Raw genomic sequence first — 20,452 nt, forward strand, 5'->3', positions numbered from 1 at the left:
TGTTATTAAGAAAACAAGGGGGTGCCATATGGGAATTCAAAAAAAAGTGGAAGCGGTATCATTTTCTGAAGGCAATGAATTGAAAAGTGAATCTTTCGCTTCTAAAATTATGAACGTTAAAATCGGTGTTATACCTTTACCGTTATATGTAGTATTGGCTGCTATTATTTATGGAGCATCTGTATATAATAAATTACCAGCGGATATGATTGGTGGTTTTGCAGTTATTATGATCATGGGTATTTTCTTAGGTGACATTGGAATGAGAATTCCAATATTAAAAAATATCGGTGGTCCAGCAATTCTCTCATTATTTATTCCATCGTTACTTGTATTTTTTAACTGGATGAATCCAGCTTCAATGGAAGCTGCGACTATGTTAATGAAAAAATCGAACTTTTTATATTTATATATTTCTTGTTTAGTAGTTGGAAGTATTTTGGGAATGAACCGTAAAGTGTTAGTGCAGGGGTTCGTTCGTATGTTTATTCCTTTAGTAGTAGGAACGTTAGCTTCTGTAGCAGTGGGCTTATTAGTCGGTTCACTATTTGGATTTGAAATGAAGCAGACATTTTTCTTTATCATCGTACCAATTGTGAGTGGTGGTATCGGAGAAGGGATTTTACCATTGTCGCTAGCTTATAGTGATATTTTAAATGAATCATCAGCAACGTTTGTATCACAGCTTATTCCGGCAGCTATTATTGGGAATATGTTTGCAATCGTGAGTGCAGGGTATATGAAGCGTTTAGGTGAGAAGAAACCGGAGCTTAGTGGGAATGGTGTATTAGTAAAAACAGACAATCAAGCAGATTTATTAAAGGAGCAAAATACAGAAAAACCAATTGATTTCTCATTAATGGGAGCAGGATTATTGATTGCATGTACATTCTTTATTTTCGGAGGATTCGCTTCTAAGTTTATCGGTATTCCAGGAGCAATCATTATGATTTTTTCAGCGGCAATTGTGAAGTACTTTAATCTAATGCCAGCAAAAATGGAGCAAGGAGCATTCCATTTATATAAATTCATTTCAAAGAATTTAACATGGCCATTAATGGTCGGTTTAGGATTGCTATATATTCCTTTAAAAGACGTAGCAGCAGTTCTTTCGGTAGGATATGTTGTTGTGTGCGCATCGGTTGTTCTTACAATGGTAGCGTCAGGTTTTCTTGTAGGGAAAGTGATGAAAATGTATCCAGTTGAATCAGCGATTGTAACTGGATGTCATAGTGGTTTAGGTGGAACTGGAGATGTTGCTATTTTATCAGCTTCAAATCGTATGGAATTAATGCCGTTCGCACAAATTTCAACGCGTTTAGGTGGGGCTGCAATGGTCGTAACAGCGACAATTTTATTAAAAATGTTTTCATGATCAAACAAGCTAGCTATATTCATATAGCTAGCTTGTCAAATTAAGGGGAGATTATAAGTATGTTAGAAAAACAAATTAATGAAAGATCATTGTTATTGCATAAAGAATTAGTAGGGAAAATTGAAATTACAAGTAAAGTAGAAGTGAATACAGCGGACGATTTAAGTTTGACTTATACACCGGGGGTAGCAGAGTCTTGTAAAGCAATTGCGGCAGATGAGGAAACAGCTTATGACTATACAGCACGTGGTAATATGGTTGCAGTTGTTTCAGATGGAACTGCAGTACTTGGTTTAGGGAATATTGGACCGAAAGCGGCTATGCCTGTTATGGAAGGGAAAAGTATTTTATTTAAGACATTTGCGAATGTAGATGCTTTCCCGTTATGTTTAGGGACGACTGATGTGGATGAAATCGTTACCCTTGTTAAAAATTTAGAGCCTACATTTGCAGGAATTAATTTAGAAGATATTGCAGCACCACGTTGCTTTGAAATTGAAAAACGATTAAAAGAAGAAACGAATATTCCTGTATTTCATGATGATCAGCATGGGACGGCTATTGTCGTTTTAGCAGCTGTTATTAATGCATTAAAAGTTGTAAGTAAACAAATGGACGATGTGAAAATTGTTATTAACGGTGCGGGTTCGGCAGGAATTGCAATTGGAAAATTATTATTAAAAGCTGGCGCAAAACACATTACGTTAGTTAGTTTAGAAGGTATTGTTTGTGAAGGTGAAACATGGATGAACGAAGCGCAAATCGAAGTTTCAAAGAAGACAAATCGAGAATATGTACGTGGAACATTAAAGGAGGCGATTCATCAAGCTGATATTTTCATCGGTGTATCTGCTCCTAACGTATTAACGAAAGAACTTATACAGACGATGAACGAGAAACAAATTGTGTTTGCAATGGCGAATCCAATCCCAGAAATATTCCCAGAGGACGCATTAGCAGCTGGAGCTGCTGTAGTTGGAACTGGTCGTTCTGATTATTCAAATCAAGTAAATAATGTATTAGCGTTCCCTGGTATATTCCGTGGTGCATTAGACGTACGCGCGACTGATATTACAGAAGAGATGAAATTAGCAGCAGCATATGGGATCGCTAACATAATTACGGACGAAGAGCGTAATGCGAATTATGTAATTCCAAATCCATTAGATAAAAGAGTTGTTCCAAGTGTTGCAGAAGTAGTAGCGAAAGCAGCCATTGATTCAGGTGTGGCACAGATTACGAAAATGCCAAGTTATAAATAGTCAAAAGCAGCGCCTTAAAAAGGCACTGCTTTTTTTGAGATAAGAAATCAAAATAATGAAGAAGTGTAAATTTATTCAAGCCCCTTTCATTATTTATTTAACTCCATTGCAACTTGTTTACCATTTATTAAAACCTTAGTTACTGCTACGATCACTTCTATCATTTTTTTCATCTCTCATCTCTCCTCGCGTCATTTCTTACTTTAAGTATAAGAGAAGAGAGATAATCCACCTATCGAAGTACGTGACGTAGAAATTACATTGTTGTAAGGAAGTGTTTCAGTTTTGTCACTTTATTCGGCATTGATTACAAATTGATCATAATATCTTTCATTCACATATATGTTTAATACCCATAATCCAGATGAAGGTAGTGACATTACGAGAGGGAGTTCCTTTACGGTTGTATCGACTGTATTTGAAGTAGTCCAAGTTTGTTTGGAGGTTTCTTTTTGAAAGAGTACTGGTGTTGGAGTTGTAGTTCCTTGTTTTAACGCGATAATAGATAGTTTTCCAGTTGGCATTTCAGGATCCAGGAAGAACCACATTATTTCATTTTGCTCATTTGCGATAATAGAGCTATCAGCCATTGCAATTTTTCTTTCAATGCCTTTTAACGGTATTTTTCCTTCTACGAATGATGGTACTTCTTCCCAATTTACATCTTTTAAGACACTAAGGTGAAAAAAGGAAGGTGCGTTAATTTGAGAGGATGAAGTTTCTATTACTTCTTTTTTAGGTGCTGTTGAATCGGGTTGCGATTGCGCGCAGCCAGTAATGAGGAAGGAGAAAAGTAGCATAGTTCCGATTTTTTTCATGGTGCCACACTCCTAAATTTTATTGTTAGTGTAATTGTATTTGCTAGAAGACGAGACAATTCCTTTAAATCATAAAAAGAGGTCGTAAGTTTTGTACGACCTTTTTTGACATTTTCTATCCCGCATTAACTGCCCGTAAACGCCCGATTGGTTCAACTAATAATCAGTGGGGATGAAAAAAACCTCCACTGATTAAAGTTTCACTTTATATTTGCTCAGTTGAAAAGGTTGGTTCTCTCTCTTTTTGAGGCATTGTTAAGAAAATAACAGAAAGAACGATACATACTCCGCCTAATAATTGATATGCTCCAAAAGATTCATTAAGCCAGGTGATTGAAACGATGGCAGCTACAAGTGGTTCAATGCTAGATAAAATACTTGTTTCTGTTGCTGCTAAATATTTAAGACTCCCGATATAAAGAAGGAAAGAAAGAGTGCCACTTATAATGATAAGAATAAGCATAGAAAAAGTTTGAAGTGTGAAAGTCTGCGAAATCTGATTCCACCCAAAAGAACGATTACAAATAAGCAGTGCAATCCCTCCAATTAACATCCCCCAGCCAATTACTATAGTTGTTCCGCATTCTTTAATAAGGGAAGCCGGATGAAGGGTATAAAACGCAAAACCAATCGCTGTTAATAGGCCGAAAGTAATAGCTGCTTTAGATAAAACAATATTTTCAATTGAACCGTTTGTAATAATAAAGTATGTCCCTGTTAGCGCAGTTATAATTGCGAGTATTTGCATAGAAGCAGGGAATTTCTTTTGCTCAAACGCAACGTAAATGGTAATAAGAACAGGGCCTAGAAATTGAAAGAGTGTTGCTGTGACCGCATTACTAATATGAACTGTTTCGATAAAAGCATACTGCGCACCAAGCATGCCAAGAATAGAGAAAATAATAAGCTGTATAGAATGTCTAGGGTGTCTCCAAATTTGAAATATGTTTTGTTTCTTTATTAGTAAGAAAGACAAAATAAATACTCCTGCAAGCAACAAGCGAATTGTTAAAAAATCAAGTGATGATACGTTCGTATGTTGAAATAGCCATTGAATCATCGGTCCAGATAATCCCCATAATGTGGCTCCTGTAATAATCATAATGAGTCCAATACGTCTACTTTTGTTCATGATCATGCATCTCCTCTTTAGTATTTGATTTTTTATGTGTGACATGATAAAAGGAATTATATATAAAATTTGGTACTGTAAAAAGTATCAGATTTTAGTTTTATTAAGGGGTCAGATATTATGTTAGAATTAACGCCTAATTTGAATGCAAATAGTAAGACGGCATTGTATGTACAATTGTATGAGTATATAAAAAAAGAGATTAAAGATGGAACGATTCCGGCTTTTACGAAATTACCGGCTAAGAGGAAGCTAGCAACATATTTACAAGTAAGTAAAAATACAGTAGAGGCAGCTTATGAGCAACTTCTTGCCGAAGGATATATTGAGGCGATTTCTAGAAAAGGTTATTTTGTATGTGAAATCGAGCAAATGATTTATGTGGAAGGTAGCGAAGAGGTAATAGGGGAAGTACCTTTTCAAGAGCAGGTGTATAAATTTGACTTCACTCAAACGGGTGTGGATACTACTACTTTTCCGTTTCATGTATATCGAAAAATTACGAACGAGGTATGGCAATTTGAAAATAAAGATTTACTTTTTATTGGACATCCGCAAGGGGAGGTAAGTTTACGAGAAGCAATCGCGAGCTATTTGTATGAATCTAGAGGTGTGCGATGTTCGGCTAGTCAAATTGTAATCGGAGCTGGTACGCAAATATTAGTGAAGTCGTTATTTCAATTGTTAAAAGGAAGTGGTTATGCAGTTGAAAATCCAGGCTACCACCGAAAGATGGTTGTTTTCGAGCAGGGTGAACAAAATGTTCAAATGTTATCTTTAGATAAAGATGGTATTTGTATTTCAGAGTTAGAAAATAGTTCAGCTAATATTGTGTTTGTTACACCTTCTCATCAGTTTCCATATGGGATGATTATGCCTATCACGAGAAGGATGCAGCTTTTACAATGGGCGAAGAAAGAAGAAGGTAGGTATATTGTTGAAGATGATTACGATAGTGAATTTCGTTATTCGGGAAAACCTATACCGGCACTGCAAGGGTTAGATAGAGATGGGAAAGTAATTTATATGGGGACGCTCTCTAAAGCGCTATTGCCATCATTACGGATGAGTTATATGGTGTTGCCAAAATCCCTTATTAAGCAGTATCAAGAGCAATATTTATTTTACACACAAAGCGTTTCAAGAATGGATCAAGAGATCATTAGGAAATTTTTAAATGACGGGCATTGGGAAAAACATATTCATAAAATGCGTGTTGTGTACCGAAAGAAGAGAGACCGTCTTGTTTCGGTATTAGAAAAATATTTTTCTAATCGCATTGAAGTAATAGGGGAAGATTCCGGCCTACATATTTTATTAAAAGTGCATAATGGGATGGAAGAGAAAGAATTAATGGAAGCTGCAGCTGAAAGGAGTATTAAAGTGTATCCTGCTTCGATATATTATAAGGAAGGGACTTCTCCCAAAAGTACAGTATTGCTTGGATTTGCGACTTTATTAGAGGAAGAAATTGAAGAGGCCATTCAATTATTATATACAGCATGGTTTACAAGAAAGTAAAAAAAACATCCTCATAAATGGAGGATGTTTTTTTTACTATTTTTCTTCATCTAGGAAAAGAACCATATGCTCTTCATCCCAATATTGTCCGTTATATTTTAATGAACGTTCTTGCACGCCAAATGTTTTAAAGCCTAATGACTCATAAAGTTTTTTTGCACCATCGTTTCCGACAACAACATCAAGCATAACTTGCTCTACTTCTAAAGATTTAGCAAGCTCAAGACATTCTTTAATAAGTGCTTTTCCCGCTCCAAGTCCGCGTGCTTTTGGAGACACGTATACTGAACCGATTTTTGCTTTATGTTCTTGTTTTACATATGGTTTCGTTTCCAGTGTTGCAACTCCGATTAAAGTGCCATCTTTAAATGCACCTAGTGTATAGTTCTCATCTTGTGCTAATTTTTGGGCTTTATATTCAATAGCACACTCTTTATTAATAATATCTTCATAAGAAGAGCTGAAAGCTTCCGGATTTTGTTTTAATCCTTCTACTCGAAGTTCTAAGTAAATTTCTGCTTCGTCTTTTGTTAATACATGGATATCCAATTGTATCACCCTCCAAATCTTTGACAGTTATACCTATATTTTATATTGAAATAAGAATAATTTCAAAAGCTTAGCTTATAATAGTTGGTTTTATAAATAAAATAGCACCAGTAGTGTTGACTACTACTGGTGATTTCACGCATATATTATACAAATGGTAATTCAATTATAAATTCTGTTCCGACTTCTAATTCGCTTTTAACTTCAATAGAACCATTATGAAGTTCTACAATTTCTTTTGCAACAGCCAATCCGATACCTTTTCCACCTGTAGCTCGTGTTCTGGATTTATCGACACGGTAAAAGCGATCAAAAACATGTGGGATATCTTCTTTTGGAATACCTTCACCTTCATCTTGTACACTTATTGTAAAAGTATTCGCACTGGTTAGTACACGTATTATTATAGAAGTGTTTTCTGGTGAATGTTGATAAGCATTGTGTAATAAATTTAACATAACTTGTTCCATACGTCTTTCGTCTATGCAAACTTCTAAATCATCTTTGCAATGTACATGGAGTTGCATTTGTTTGTTTGTTAATGTTGTTTTTGTTTTTTCAACCATTCGTTCTAAAAATGGTTTAAGAATTACTTTTTGTTTTTTTATAACAAACTGGTGTTGCTCTAATTGTACAAGCATAAATAAATCTTGTACGAGATCGGTTACACTATCCGTTTCGTCTTCAATGATTTGTAAGTATTCTTCACGTTCTTCTTTCGTTAGAGAATCTCTTTTTGCTACCTTTGCATAACCTTTCATATACGTTAATGGAGTTAGTAATTCATGCGCTACACTAGCGAGAAATTCGTTTCGTTCTTTTTTCATATACGTAAGTTCACTAGATAAATCTTCAATCGTTTTTGCTAAGCTTCCAAGTTCATCATTTCGTTTAATTCCTAATTGAATCGGCTTATTTAATTTTGACATTTTTTCTGTCGCCCGCTTCATTTTTATAAGCGGTTCTGTAATAACACGAGAAAAAACAAAGACAGAAATAGTAGTTAAAATAAGTGTCAAAACACTAATGATAAGAAATTGATTCATGAGTTTAAGTAACATATTTTCTAAGAAAGATGTCTTTAATAACATATATAACTTACCTTGAAATCCTTGAATTTCCAGCGGGCTTACTGTTGAGATGAATTTTGATTTTTTCCAGTTTTTTTCAACGATTAATCCACCTTCTGGGATAGTCTCTGTTTTACAAGTAAGTTGTTTTTGCATTTCTTTCGTTACGGGTTCTGAGGTAGAAATAATTTTGCCGTTATTGTCTGTTATAATGATAGCTATATCAGAGTTAGCAATTAATTCTGATTCAACTAAGTGTTCAGCCTCAGTGTTGATATCAAACTCGGGGTACACAGCACGTTTAGGTCGTTTACTGTGTTCAGCGCTTTCTGTGAGTTGCCGTTCTTTAGAATATGCACCCCACTTCGCGCGGTTTTTAATCAGTTTACTATAGCGATTTCCTTTCTCTAAAAGAGCAAGAGTTTCCTCTTCAATGCGTATGTTTGAAAGGTTCTTATAAAAAGATACGAAGGCAATTGTTTCAATACATAAAGCTAATATTAAAAAGTATGTCCCAACTTTAAGGGAAAGTTTGCTCATTTTCTCACCATACCTTATTTCATATAGAGTGAAACTTTAATCAGTGGGGTTTTATCCATCCCCACTGATTAAAGTAATTATTCACTTTTCCATTTATATCCGACTTTATAGACGGTTTCTAAGTAATCTTCAACTGGAAATTCTTTTTTGCGTAATTTATCACGGATATTACGAATATGTGAATCGATAGTTCTGTATTCGATGTCTGTTTGATAGCCCCAAATTTTTTCAATTAAATCATCACGGCTGTAAGCACGGTTTGTATTTTGTAAAAAGAGTCCAAGTAACGAGAATTCAATAGGAGTTAGTGAGATTCTTTCACCATAAACTGTAACAGTATGTTTCGTTTTATCCCACTCAATACCATTGAAGCTAACAAAGCCATCTTTCTTCGTACGGCGTAATATAGCCTCGATTCGCGCGACTAATACATGCTCATCGAATGGTTTTGTAATGTAGTCATCTGCTCCCATAGTCAGACCTTTGACCATATCATAATTTTGGTTGCGAGCTGTTAGCATAATAATTGGAACGTTGGAAATTTGACGGATTTGATAGCAAGTATCCCACCCATCCATATTCGGCATCATAACATCTAATAAAATAATATCGAAGTCCTTTTGTTCGATTAATTCTAGCGCTTCAAGGCCAGAAGTAGCTTTCATACAAAAATAGCCACGAGGGCTTAAGAACAGATCTAACAATCGTAACATACGTTCTTCATCGTCTACTAATAAAATTTTCACCATAATCTTGTGCACCCCAAACTATTCATTCTACTTGTATAGTTTACATGAAAATAATAAAAAACTCTTTTTATGTGATTGAATGGATGGCTGATTTTTTCAATCAGGGCAATTGACATAAAAAATGCACTAGTTTTGCACAACTATTTTTTATAATAGAAAACGTAGCGACACAAATACCCTATGTTGCGACATAACGTCATGTCATTTTATTTATAAAATGACAATTCCATTCTATTGTGTATGTGAGATAGAGAGGGTTTTCGTATTCACCTCGCATCGGATAAGAAAAAATTCCTATCTCACACTTTTTTTAATATAAAGGGGATTGTACACATGAGTAAAAAAGTAGAACGTTTACAAAAAGAAAAGCAAGATCGTAATGCGATTGTAATGTGTGTTGCGGTATCTATGCTTATTATGATAAGTTGTGTAAATAAATTTTTCGGGATTTTATAATAGAAAAAAGCTTATTGCTTCTTAAGAAGCAATAAGCTTTTTTAATGTGTTCTATATAATAAACCAGGGTAGAATTGCCAGTCCAGAAGTTACAATTGCTGTAGCAAATATTAAAAAGATAGCTTGTTTGTTTTGTTTCATGTTACATTCTCCTCTACATATCAATTGCATGCTATACGTTCATTTAATAATTAGCGGGAGACGGATCCTCCTCGTTGAGTGAAGTTTCACTTTATATTTTTAGTATAACGAATGGAAAGGATTGGAACGATCGATAAAGGTGACATGAAGATTACATTGTTGTAATGAAAAAAGCATCTTAATTAATAAGAAGATGCTTTTGAAAAATTATATTAAAATGTTAATTATTTAAGAATAAAACCATATGCTCTTCGTCCCAATATTGGCCATTATGTTTTAAGGACCGTTCTTGCACACCGTAAGTTTGGAAGCCGAGGGACTCATATAATTTTTTTGCAGCAGTGTTATCAGCGACAACATCAAGCATAAGCTGTTCTACATGTAATTTATCGGCATTTTCAATAATCGCTTTAATTAAAGCTCGTCCTGCACCGAGGCCACGCGCTTTTGGAGAAACAAAAACTGAGCCGATTTTTGCCTTATGCTCCTGCTTAATAAATGGCTTTGTTTCTAGAGTAGCAATACCGATTAAATCATTATCTTTGAAGACACCTAGAGTATACTTATCCGGATTGCTTAATCGCTTTGCCATAGCAGCGACAGGGTTTTCCTGTTTAAGAACATCTTCATAAGAAGAGCTAAAAGCCTCAGGGTTTTTCATTAAACCTTCCATACACACTTTCAAATAAATTTCTGCATCCTCTGTTGTTAATAAGCGAATTTCCATAGTTGTAACCTCCTAGATTGATTCAAATTTAATTCATTAACTTTGTAAGATTAAGTTTAGTTAAATGTATTCTGTGACTATTCTTTCTTAATTTGTAAAAGAATGAAAAGATTATGCTACTATGTTTTCATTTTATTTATCCCGCTATTTGTGGGCAGTAAAACTCCTATCTCAAAATTCGGCTGGAGCAAAGAAGTTAGGTGGGAGCCCTGCTGCCCGTAAAAGCCCGATTGGTGAAGGCTAATAATCAGTGGGGGATGAACACCTCCACTGATTATAGTTTCACTTTATGTAATGAAATTATATATTAACTTTATTAACTATTCAAGGTTTTAATATGTTACATTTTTATAACTAAAATTTCCGCTGTGTAAAGGAGTCATTTTTATCCAACTATTCGTGGGAGTCGGATTGCCCGTAAAAGCCCGATTGGTTGGGCTAATAATCAGTGAGGAGGGAAAAACCCTCCACTGATTAAATTTGCACTTTCTTTTACGTATTCAATCGTTTATTTTGTAGCCATCGATTCGTTCCGGATGTGTATAAATATTGCAAGATCCATTTCGAATAAATCCTACTACGGTAATACCTAAATCGTGGGCGAGTTGCAGAGCTAGTTTAGTTGGAGCTGATTTAGATAGAACAATTTCGCAACCTATTTTTGAAACCTTCAACAAAATTTCAGATGAGATGCGTCCGCTAAACGCAATGATTTTCCCTTGAACAGAGATATTGTTTCGTAAACAATGACCGTATATTTTATCTAGCGCATTATGTCTTCCGATATCCATTCTTGATAAAAGAATGTTATTTCGATCACATAAAGCGGTATTATGCACACCACCCGTTTGGCGAAATGTAGTTGAAGATTGTTGTAAGGAAGTCATTAGGTGAAAACATTCTTCCGGAGTAATAGTTATATGTATATCATGTAACTTTTTTGCTTTTGCTGCATCGTTGACGAAAACAAAACCTTGTCTACTTTTCCCGCAACAAGAAGTTACGTACCGTTTATTATATAAAGTTTGATAGAGCGGATTAATTTTTGATGATTTTACATGGACAATTCCGTTTTCTTTTTGGATCCATAATTCTTCAATATCTTTATAAGAAGAAATAATTCCTTCAGAAATTAAAAAACCGGTTACCATATCTTCAATGTAATTAGGAGTGCATACAACTGTTACGTATTCTTCGCTATTTAATTTAATTGTAATGGGAGATTCCGTAACAACCTCATCGGTTTGTTTTGAAAATGTACCAGATTGATAACGTACAATTGTATATGTTTCTTGAATAGGCCCCATATTAAATTCCCCTTTATATGTATTTTTCCCCATATTTATCATAAAACATCAAAAAAACAAAAACATTTACTAACAAGAAGATGGCAGATTATTTTGGTTATTATTGTATATGTACGATATAATAGATTTGTAGAATAGCGACATTTTCAAGTTTTCGTAGTTATACCTTATAACATCTAGAATCGACTTCCAAAGGAAAGTATTTCAACAGGGCGCTTCAAAAATATGTACAACACAATTATGAAAACGGATTCATAATTGTGTTGTACAGTTAGTTGTAAGGAGAGGGGAAACTATGACAGAACAGACAGCCCGTGTAACCGTTGATGGTAAAGAATTTTTCGTATCAGGTGAAAAGACGATACTCCAATTGTTTAACGAAAGTAATTTAGAACATCCTCAAATTTGTCATGTACCAGAGGTAGATCCTATTCAAACTTGTGATACATGTATTGTAGAAGTGAATGGAAGTTTATTACGTGCCTGTTCGACGAAGTTGGAAGATGGCATGCATATTGAGAGGCAATCGGAACGTGCAAAGGAAGCACAAACTGAAGCGATGGATCGAATATTAGAGAATCATTTATTGTATTGTACAGTATGTGATAACAATAATGGTAACTGTAAAGTCCATAATACAGTACATATGATGGAGATTGAAGAACAGAAATATCCATATGAACCGAAAGTAAGTGCATGCGAAGTGGATACGTCGCATCCATTCTATCGATACGATCCAAATCAATGTATTGCTTGTGGGCAGTGTGTAGAAGTATGCCAAAATTTACAAGTGAATGAAACTTTATCGATTGATTGGAGTTTAGACCGTCCACGTGTTATTTGGGACAATGGTGTGAGTATAAATGACTCGTCTTGTGTTAGCTGTGGGCAATGTGTAACAGTTTGTCCTTGTAATGCATTAATGGAAAAAACGATGCTAGGAGAAGCTGGATTTATGACTGGTTTAAAACCAGATGTGCTAAATCCAATGATTGATTTTGTAAAAGATGTAGAGCCTGGATATAGCAGTATTTTAGCAGTTTCAGAAGTAGAGTCCGCGATGCGTAAGACGAAAATTAATAAGACAAAAACAGTTTGTACATTTTGTGGTGTAGGTTGTTCATTTGAAGTATGGACGAAAGATCGTCAAATTTTAAAAGTGCAACCTGTTTCAGATGCACCGGTTAATGGTATTTCCACATGTGTAAAAGGAAAATTCGGATGGGACTTTGTGAACAGTGAAGAGCGTATTACAAAGCCGCTAATTCGCCAAGGAGATATGTTTGTTGAGGCTTCATGGGAAGAGGCTCTTGAAGTTGTTGCATCTAATATGCAACATATTAAATCAGAGTATGGTAGCGATGCGTTTGGGTTTATTTCTTCTTCGAAAGTAACAAATGAAGAAAACTATCTTATGCAAAAACTAGCTCGTCAAATATATGGAACAAATAATGTAGATAACTGTTCCCGTTATTGCCAATCTCCAGCAACAGACGGTTTATTTAAAACTGTCGGTATGGGCGGAGATGCTGGAACAGTGAAAGATATTGCTGAGGCAGGTCTTGTTATTATTGTTGGGGCAAATCCAACAGAAGGACATCCTGTACTTGCAACTAGAGTGAAGCGTGCTCATAAATTACATGAACAAAAACTAATTGTCGCAGACCTTCGTAAACATGAAATGGCGGAGCGTGCTGATATATTTGTTCACCCGAGTCAAGGGACGGATTATGTATGGCTTGCTGGGATAACGAAATACATTATTGATCAAGATTGGCACGATAAAAAATTCATAGCTGAAAATGTAAAGAATTTTGATGAATATAGCAAAATGCTAGAAAAATATACGCTTGATTATACTGAGGGAATTACAGGGATTTCTAAAGCTCAGTTAAAAGAAATGGCTCGTATGGTATATGAAGCAGATGGTACTTGTGTACTTTGGGGAATGGGTGTAACTCAAAATACAGGAGGAAGTACAACGTCAGCAGCAATTTCAAATTTACTTCTCGTTACAGGTAACTACCGTCGTCCTGGTGCCGGTGCGTATCCGTTACGCGGGCATAATAACGTACAAGGTGCTTGTGATATGGCAACATTACCGAACTGGCTTCCGGGTTACCAAGCTGTTTCAGATGATGTGCATCGTGCGAAATTTGAAAAAGCATACGGTACTACCATTCCGAAAGAACCGGGATTAAATAATATCGCAATGTTACTTGCGGCCGAAGAAGGAAAACTACGTGGTATGTATGTTATGGGAGAAGAAATGGCTTTAGTAGATTCAAATGCCAACCATGTACAACATATTTTAGCGAATTTAGACTTCCTTATTGTTCAAGATATGTTCTTATCGAAAACAGCTCGTTTCGCCGATGTTATTTTACCAGCAGCACCAAGCTTAGAAAAAGAAGGAACGTTTACGAATACAGAGCGCCGTATTCAAAGATTATACGAAGTATTGAAACCGCTTGATGATTCAAAACCAGATTGGTGGATTTTACAAAAAGTAGCTCGTGCACTGGGCGGAGACTGGAATTATGGAAGTCCAAGTGAAATTATGGACGAAATTGCATCGCTTGCACCGTTATACTCTCAAGCGACGTACGACCGTCTAGAAGGCTGGAATAGTTTATGTTGGGGTAGCCATGATGGTAGTGATACACCATTATTATATGTAGATGGATTTAACTTCCCAGACAAACTAGCACGTTTATCACTAGATGGATGGGTTCCGCCAGTTATAGCACCAGATGAGTATGATTTACTATTAAATAATGGCCGTATGCTAGAGCATTTCCATGAAGGGAATATGACGAATAAGTCGGCTGGTATTTTATCTAAAGTGTCTGAAGTATTTGTTGAAATTTCACCTGAACTTGCTAAAGAACGCAATGTGAAAGATGGTGGTCTTGTAGAGTTAGCATCACCATTTGGAAAAATCAAAGTACAAGCGCTTGTTACAGATCGTGTAACTGGAAATGAGTTGTATTTGCCGATGCATGCGACAGTAAATGAAGAGGCAATCAATATTTTAACAGGAACAGCAACAGACATTTATACGTGTACACCAGCTTATAAACAAACAATGGTGAAACTGCGCGTATTACGTGAAAAAGGAAATCGTCCGTTACCATCTTCAAACCCGAGAGATAAAAAACGTCATCCGCAAAATGGTGTTGAAATCGAGCGAAAGTGGCAAAGAAAACAATACGTATCACTTGTGGACCAGAATTAGGGGGCGGAGATAATGGCAAAAGAGATTACTTTAATTAAAAAGAAGATTGTAACAGAAGAAGAAAAAAAACAGCAAGTAACAGATGAGTTGTTAAATGATCTAGCTGAGAATAGAGAAGCAGTAGAAGAGACGATGCAGCTATTAGCGCAGTTGCAAAAATCTGGAATTTTAGATGCAGCAATTAGTTTACTTGCTGCAAAAGAAGATGTTTCCAAAATAGCTGTTGAACAATTGAATCGTGAACCAGTAAAAAACGCATTAAACAATATGATGGGGGCAGGAGAGGCATTATCTTCAGTGGACCCAGAAATAACGAAACAAATAACATCTAGTTTAGTCACTGGATTAAAATTTGCAACGGATGAGCTGAAAAACGGAAAGAAAACAAAAGTGATGGATTTCTTTAAAGTATTAAAGGATCCAGATATCAACAGAGCGATTACATTCGGTTTTAGCTTCTTGAAAGCATTTGGTCAAGGGTTAGAGAAAAAATAGAGTAAATGAAAAAGTGATGGCAAGTAGCCATCACTTTTTCATTGTATGTATAAGAGTGTTCATGTTAAGCGGAATATATTATTATTAAAAAGATGGGTTGGAAATGGAAATATGGAATCCATCTCAAATATCGTTTTAGAATGTGGAGGAATATATGCAACACCGTAAAAGACTATCTATACCAGGGGTAATGGGACATTCCTTTCAAACAGTTAGATTTGCTTTTTGGAATGTATTAACCTTTCAACTTGCTTATAAATTATTAGCAGCGATTGTATTTGTTCCGCTATTTGGGATCATTTTTAATAAGTTATTGTATTTTGGTGGTTATGCAAATGCGACGAATGATGAATTATTAGCGTTTTTAAAGACACGATACGGCATTTTTGCAATCGTAATTTTATCATTGTTAGCACTGTTTCTTATCTTTACGGAATTTGCGGTGCTTATTATCATTTCGTACTTCGCTCATAAAAGACAAAAGGTGAAATTACGTCCGATTTTATATAAAACCGTAACGTATTTACCTACTCTTTTCACATATTGCTTACCAGGATTTATTTTATATGCTGTCGTATTGTTACCTCTTTTAAATCTTGGATATGAAACGGCATTAATTCCGCAAATTCAAATTCCTAACTTTATTACAGGAGAACTGTTTAAGACAACGATGGGACAAGTTGGTTATTACACGTTCTTTGCTGTAGTTGCGTATTTGAACCTTCGCTGGATTTTTGTTCTACCTATTGTTGTTTTAGAGCAAAAGCCGTTTCGCACAGCAGCACGTAAAAGTGCAACGTTAGTAAAAGAAAGTTTTTTTAAAGTACTATTCTTTTTAGTAGGATTTTTTATTTCAATAGGGATTGTGTACGGTGTATTTTTTGGAATGTATTTATTGTGTCTATGGGGCATGTATGAATTTACAAATCCACAGGGAACATTTGCATTATTAGCAGAATCAACAATGTCTGTATTTTTAACGAGTACATTGTATTTATTTAGTTTTATCGTGACACCATTTTATATTATGGCAATAACACGATTGTATTTACAAAAGGTTCCGGTTGAAGATGTTTTATTAGAAGAAGGATTAGATTATTCGAAAACAAAAGCAGATAAATGTTTCTTCCAAAAACATCGTTGGAAATTTATTGGTGTATATATTGTAGGAATTATTACTGCCGGAATGGTCGTTGCCTTCATTGTAACGTTTATTTCAAATTCATATAAAGAACCAATTATTATGGCTCATCGTGGTTATATTTCAAAAGGTGTAGAGAATACGAAAGAAGCTCTGCAGGGGGCTATTGATGCCAAAGCAGACTACGCTGAAATTGATGTACTGCAAACAAAAGACGGTGAACTAGCAGTTATACATGATTTGAAGCTAAAACGTCTTGCGAATGCTAATGTTCACGTGTCAGATTTAACGATGGAGGAGTTAAGACAGCTTACCCTTAGTCAAGATGGGTTTTCAGGACAAATAAGTACACTTGATGAGATCATTAAGCTGGCAAAAGGAAAAATCAAACTTAATATTGAAGTGAAGCTCCATGGTGGCGAAAAAGATTTCGTAAACAAAGTATTAAAAGCGATTAAAGATAATGAATTTGAGAAGCAATGTGTCATTCAAACGTTACACTATCCGCTTATTAAAGAGTTTAAACGTGCAAATCCAAATATAAAAGTAGGATATATACTGTATGCGAGTAGAGCTAACTTAAAGAATGTGAAGGCTGATTTTTATGTAGCAGAAGAATACATGTTAAATAAGAAATTAGTAAAAGAAGCAAGGAAGTTAAACAAGCCAATTTACGTATGGACGGTAAATGATATGGAAAGTTTAAAGGGATATTATAAGTTAAACGTAGATGGTATCATTACCGATTATCCTGAAGATGCACGTGAAACAATTAAGATGTTAAAAGAGCAAGAAGATCGTGAAAGTGATATGTTTGATAAAATTAGTGAGACGACAGAAGATCTATTTTCAAAGTTATTTATAAGTTATCCAGCTGCTGGCTAAATGCCAGTAGCTGTTTTTTTGTGAAAAGAATATATTTCTAAAGTATTGAACAAAGTAATAAGTGTATATGTATACGTCATTACTTTGTTTTTTTACATTGTTACATTATTGTCAAATAATAAATAATTACTATGCATTTTGAATGGATATAATAGAAATAGAGTAATAGATGATGGAGTGGTACGGAGAACCCAATAAAATCAATGTTTTATATATTTACACTATTCTAAATATATAAACTTTTAAAAAATAGTATGTTAGCGTTTTCATAACTTTTAAGTTATGCTAGAATAAGGACATAAGTTATTAATTATTTAAAAAAGAAAAAAGAATTCCTTTTTTCTGTTAATTATAAGGGGGCATTTCATTATGCGTATTGGGGTACCAGCAGAAATTAAAAACAACGAAAACCGTGTGGCAATGACACCAGCAGGTGTTGTACATTTAGTTCGTAACAATCACGAAGTATTCATTCAAAAGGACGCAGGTGTAGGATCTGGTTTCACAGATGCTCAGTATGTTGAAGCGGGAGCGAAAATTGTTGATACGGCTGAAGAAGCTTGGAACATGGAAATGGTTATGAAAGTTAAGGAACCAGTTGAAAGCGAATACAAACACTTCAGCGAAGGTTTAATCTTATTCACATACTTACACTTAGCTCCAGAACCAGAATTAACAAAAGCGTTAATTGAAAAGAAAGTTGTTGCTATCGCATATGAAACAGTACAATTAGAAAACCGTTCTTTACCATTACTTGCACCTATGAGTGAAGTAGCTGGTCGTATGGCTGCACAAATCGGTGCGCAATTCCTTGAGAAAAACAAAGGCGGTAAAGGTATCTTACTTGCAGGTGTTCCAGGAGTTAAACGTGGTAAAGTAACAATTATCGGTGGTGGACAAGCTGGTACAAATGCTGCTAAAATTGCAGTTGGACTAGGTGCGGATGTAACAATCATCGACTTAAGTGCAGAACGTCTTCGTCAATTAGATGACATTTTCGGAAACCAAGTAAAAACTTTAATGTCTAATCCTTACAATATTGCAGAAGCTGTAAAAGAGTCTGATCTTGTAATCGGTGCAGTATTAATCCCAGGTGCAAAAGCGCCAAAACTTGTAACAGAAGAAATGATTAAATCAATGGAACAAGGTTCTGTTGTTGTAGATATCGCGATTGACCAAGGTGGTATTTTCGAAACAACTGACCGTATTACAACTCATGATAACCCAACTTATGAAAAACACGGCGTTGTTCACTATGCAGTTGCAAATATGCCAGGTGCGGTTCCACGTACATCAACTCTTGCATTAACAAACGTAACAGTACCATATGCAGTACAAATTGCTAACAAAGGCTACAAAGAAGCTTGCCTAGGCAACACTGCATTATTAAAAGGTATTAATACATTAGAAGGCTATGTAACATTCGAAGCAGTTGCAGAAGCTCACGGTGTAGAGTACAAGGGTGCTAAAGAATTATTAGAAGCAGAAACAGTATCTTGCTAATAGAAGCATTATACAAAACAAAATCGAACAATATATAAAACAACATGATAAGAGCTAAGAGATAATACCTCTTAGCTCTTCTTGGTAAAAGGGGGCATTCATCGTGGCCAACCTATTTAAAAAGAAATCCGTTACGCAATTGTTAGGGGAAAGTAAAAGTAAAACTTTGACGAAAACGCTAGGGGCATTTGACCTAACAATGCTAGGGATTGGTGCGATAATTGGTACAGGAGTTCTAGTATTAACTGGATTAGTAGCAGCAAGAGATGCTGGTCCAGCAGTTATTTTTTCATTTATGATTGCAGCAATTGTTTGTGGATTTGCAGCTTTATGTTATGCAGAGGTTGCATCTGCACTTCCTGTTTCAGGTAGTGTGTACACATATTCATATGCAACAATTGGTGAGTTTATTGCCCATTTAATGGGATGGACATTGCTATCCGTATATGTCGTAACGACTGCCGCAGTAGCTGGCGGATGGACAGGTTATTTCAATAATTTAGTGAGTGGATTGGGACTTGAAATTCCAAAAGCGTTGTTAACGATTCCATCGCAAGGTGGTATGGTGAACTTACCCGCAGTTATCGTTACGTTGGTGATAACTTGGTTATTATCACGAGGTACAAAAGAAAGTAAGCGTGTGAATAACATAATGGTATTAATTAAAATTGGTATTGTTGTTTTATTCATTGCAGTTGGTGTATTCTACGTGAAACCAGAAAACTGGATACCATTTGCACCGTACGGCTTAAGTGGAGTCTTTGCCGGAGGAGCAGCAGTATTCTTCGCTTTCTTAGGATTTGATGCATTAGCAACTTCTGCTGAAGAAGTGAAAAATCCACAACGTGATTTGCCGATTGGTATTATTGCTTCATTAGTCATTTGTACAATCATTTATGTTGTAGTTTGTCTCGTTATGACAGGTATGGTTTCTTATAAGGAATTAGATGTACCTGAAGCGATGGCCTATGTATTAGAAGTTGTAGGACAAGATAAAGTGGCTGGTGTAATCGCTATTGGAGCTGTAATTGGTATTATGGCTGTAATTTTCGCATATATCTACGCTACGACACGTGTATTCTTCGCTATGAGCCGTGACGGTTTATTGCCAAAATCTTTTGCGAAAATTAACAAGAAGACAGAAGCACCAACATTTTCAGTTTGGTTAACAGGAATTGGTAGTGCTTTAATTGCCGGATTTATCGATTTAAAAGAATTGTCGAATTTAGCGAATATTGGAGCGTTATTAACATTTGCGATGGTTGGTGTAACTGTCATCATTCTTCGTAAAACGCACCCGAAATTACAACGTGGATTTATGGTACCACTTGTACCAATCTTACCGATTATTTCAGTTGCAAGCTGTCTATTCTTAATGGTAAATCTACCGTTAAAAACATGGATATACTTCGGTGTTTGGTTAGCAATCGGAGTGGTTGTATACTTTGTTTATTCGAAAAAACATAGTCATTTAAAAGACGATGGAAGTTCGCAAGATAGTTTAGAAAAAGCTAATTAAAGGGATATAAAGTTAGTAAGCCTT

16 protein-coding genes are annotated in these 20,452 nt (G+C 35.4%); 9 read left to right on the forward strand and 7 right to left on the reverse strand.

Going from position 1 to position 20,452, the window contains the following annotated elements:
- The first annotated feature begins 28 nt into the window (after nucleotides 1–28).
- A complete protein-coding gene (locus JFT95_RS01260) occupies nucleotides 29–1,375 on the forward strand; it encodes a 2-hydroxycarboxylate transporter family protein (RefSeq protein ID WP_201051174.1) in 1,347 nt (448 codons plus the stop codon).
- A 59-nt stretch (nucleotides 1,376–1,434) separates the two neighbouring features.
- Nucleotides 1,435–2,637 carry an NAD(P)-dependent malic enzyme gene (locus JFT95_RS01265; RefSeq protein WP_016101857.1) on the forward strand — a complete coding sequence of 401 codons (1,203 nt, stop codon included), beginning with the start codon at nucleotides 1,435–1,437 and terminating at the stop codon, nucleotides 2,635–2,637.
- Between the two features lie 293 nt (nucleotides 2,638–2,930).
- Here JFT95_RS01265 and JFT95_RS01270 read toward each other — a convergent pair whose 3' ends face one another.
- Nucleotides 2,931–3,455: a DUF4871 domain-containing protein gene (locus tag JFT95_RS01270; protein ID WP_201051175.1), complete on the reverse strand. Its 525-nt coding sequence runs from the start codon at nucleotides 3,453–3,455 to the stop codon at nucleotides 2,931–2,933.
- A 205-nt stretch (nucleotides 3,456–3,660) separates the two neighbouring features.
- On the reverse strand, nucleotides 3,661–4,587 hold the full coding sequence (locus JFT95_RS01275) for a DMT family transporter (protein ID WP_201051176.1): 927 nt from the start codon (nucleotides 4,585–4,587) through the stop codon (nucleotides 3,661–3,663).
- Between the two features lie 120 nt (nucleotides 4,588–4,707).
- Between JFT95_RS01275 and pdxR the strand changes: the two genes are divergently transcribed.
- Nucleotides 4,708–6,108, forward strand: coding sequence for a MocR-like pyridoxine biosynthesis transcription factor PdxR (gene pdxR / locus JFT95_RS01280; protein WP_201051177.1), 1,401 nt, complete (start codon nucleotides 4,708–4,710; stop codon nucleotides 6,106–6,108).
- Nucleotides 6,109–6,144: 36 nt separating this feature from the next.
- Here pdxR and JFT95_RS01285 read toward each other — a convergent pair whose 3' ends face one another.
- The 3 genes from JFT95_RS01285 to JFT95_RS01295 form a co-directional block, all read right to left on the reverse strand.
- Nucleotides 6,145–6,657 (reverse strand): GNAT family N-acetyltransferase, encoded by a 513-nt coding sequence (locus tag JFT95_RS01285; RefSeq protein WP_002029700.1) that lies wholly within the window; start codon nucleotides 6,655–6,657, stop codon nucleotides 6,145–6,147.
- Between the two features lie 146 nt (nucleotides 6,658–6,803).
- Nucleotides 6,804–8,267: a HAMP domain-containing sensor histidine kinase gene (locus JFT95_RS01290; protein WP_201051178.1), complete on the reverse strand. Its 1,464-nt coding sequence runs from the start codon at nucleotides 8,265–8,267 to the stop codon at nucleotides 6,804–6,806.
- Between the two features lie 77 nt (nucleotides 8,268–8,344).
- Nucleotides 8,345–9,016 (reverse strand): response regulator transcription factor, encoded by a 672-nt coding sequence (locus tag JFT95_RS01295; RefSeq protein WP_002010439.1) that lies wholly within the window; start codon nucleotides 9,014–9,016, stop codon nucleotides 8,345–8,347.
- Between the two features lie 333 nt (nucleotides 9,017–9,349).
- On the opposite strand from JFT95_RS01295, the gene JFT95_RS29820 reads away from it, so the two are divergent.
- Nucleotides 9,350–9,472: a hypothetical protein gene (locus JFT95_RS29820; RefSeq protein WP_002029704.1), complete on the forward strand. Its 123-nt coding sequence runs from the start codon at nucleotides 9,350–9,352 to the stop codon at nucleotides 9,470–9,472.
- 361 nt (nucleotides 9,473–9,833) lie between these two features.
- Here JFT95_RS29820 and JFT95_RS01300 read toward each other — a convergent pair whose 3' ends face one another.
- Entirely contained in the window at nucleotides 9,834–10,340 is a 507-nt protein-coding gene (locus JFT95_RS01300; RefSeq protein ID WP_002010444.1) for a GNAT family N-acetyltransferase, read from the reverse strand.
- A 500-nt stretch (nucleotides 10,341–10,840) separates the two neighbouring features.
- The gene (gene fdhD / locus JFT95_RS01305; protein ID WP_002125147.1) at nucleotides 10,841–11,647 is read right to left on the reverse strand and encodes a formate dehydrogenase accessory sulfurtransferase FdhD; all 807 of its coding nucleotides are present in this window, start codon (nucleotides 11,645–11,647) and stop codon (nucleotides 10,841–10,843) included.
- 295 nt (nucleotides 11,648–11,942) lie between these two features.
- On the opposite strand from fdhD, the gene fdhF reads away from it, so the two are divergent.
- From fdhF to JFT95_RS01330, 5 genes are all read left to right on the forward strand, one after another.
- Nucleotides 11,943–14,885 carry a formate dehydrogenase subunit alpha gene (fdhF, locus tag JFT95_RS01310; RefSeq protein WP_201051179.1) on the forward strand — a complete coding sequence of 981 codons (2,943 nt, stop codon included), beginning with the start codon at nucleotides 11,943–11,945 and terminating at the stop codon, nucleotides 14,883–14,885.
- Between the two features lie 12 nt (nucleotides 14,886–14,897).
- Complete coding sequence (locus JFT95_RS01315) at nucleotides 14,898–15,380, forward strand: helical membrane plugin domain-containing protein (RefSeq protein WP_201051181.1); 483 nt, start codon at nucleotides 14,898–14,900, stop codon at nucleotides 15,378–15,380.
- A gap of 154 nt (nucleotides 15,381–15,534) precedes the next feature.
- Complete coding sequence (locus JFT95_RS01320) at nucleotides 15,535–17,406, forward strand: glycerophosphoryl diester phosphodiesterase membrane domain-containing protein (RefSeq protein ID WP_201051183.1); 1,872 nt, start codon at nucleotides 15,535–15,537, stop codon at nucleotides 17,404–17,406.
- 369 nt (nucleotides 17,407–17,775) lie between these two features.
- Nucleotides 17,776–18,909 (forward strand): alanine dehydrogenase, encoded by a 1,134-nt coding sequence (ald, locus tag JFT95_RS01325; RefSeq protein ID WP_002010453.1) that lies wholly within the window; start codon nucleotides 17,776–17,778, stop codon nucleotides 18,907–18,909.
- 103 nt (nucleotides 18,910–19,012) lie between these two features.
- Nucleotides 19,013–20,428: an amino acid permease gene (locus tag JFT95_RS01330; protein ID WP_016101851.1), complete on the forward strand. Its 1,416-nt coding sequence runs from the start codon at nucleotides 19,013–19,015 to the stop codon at nucleotides 20,426–20,428.
- Nucleotides 20,429–20,452 lie beyond the last annotated feature (24 nt).

The sequence above is a fragment of the Bacillus sp. TH17 genome (genome assembly GCF_016651125.1).
Lineage (GTDB): Bacteria > Bacillota > Bacilli > Bacillales > Bacillaceae_G > Bacillus_A > Bacillus_A mycoides.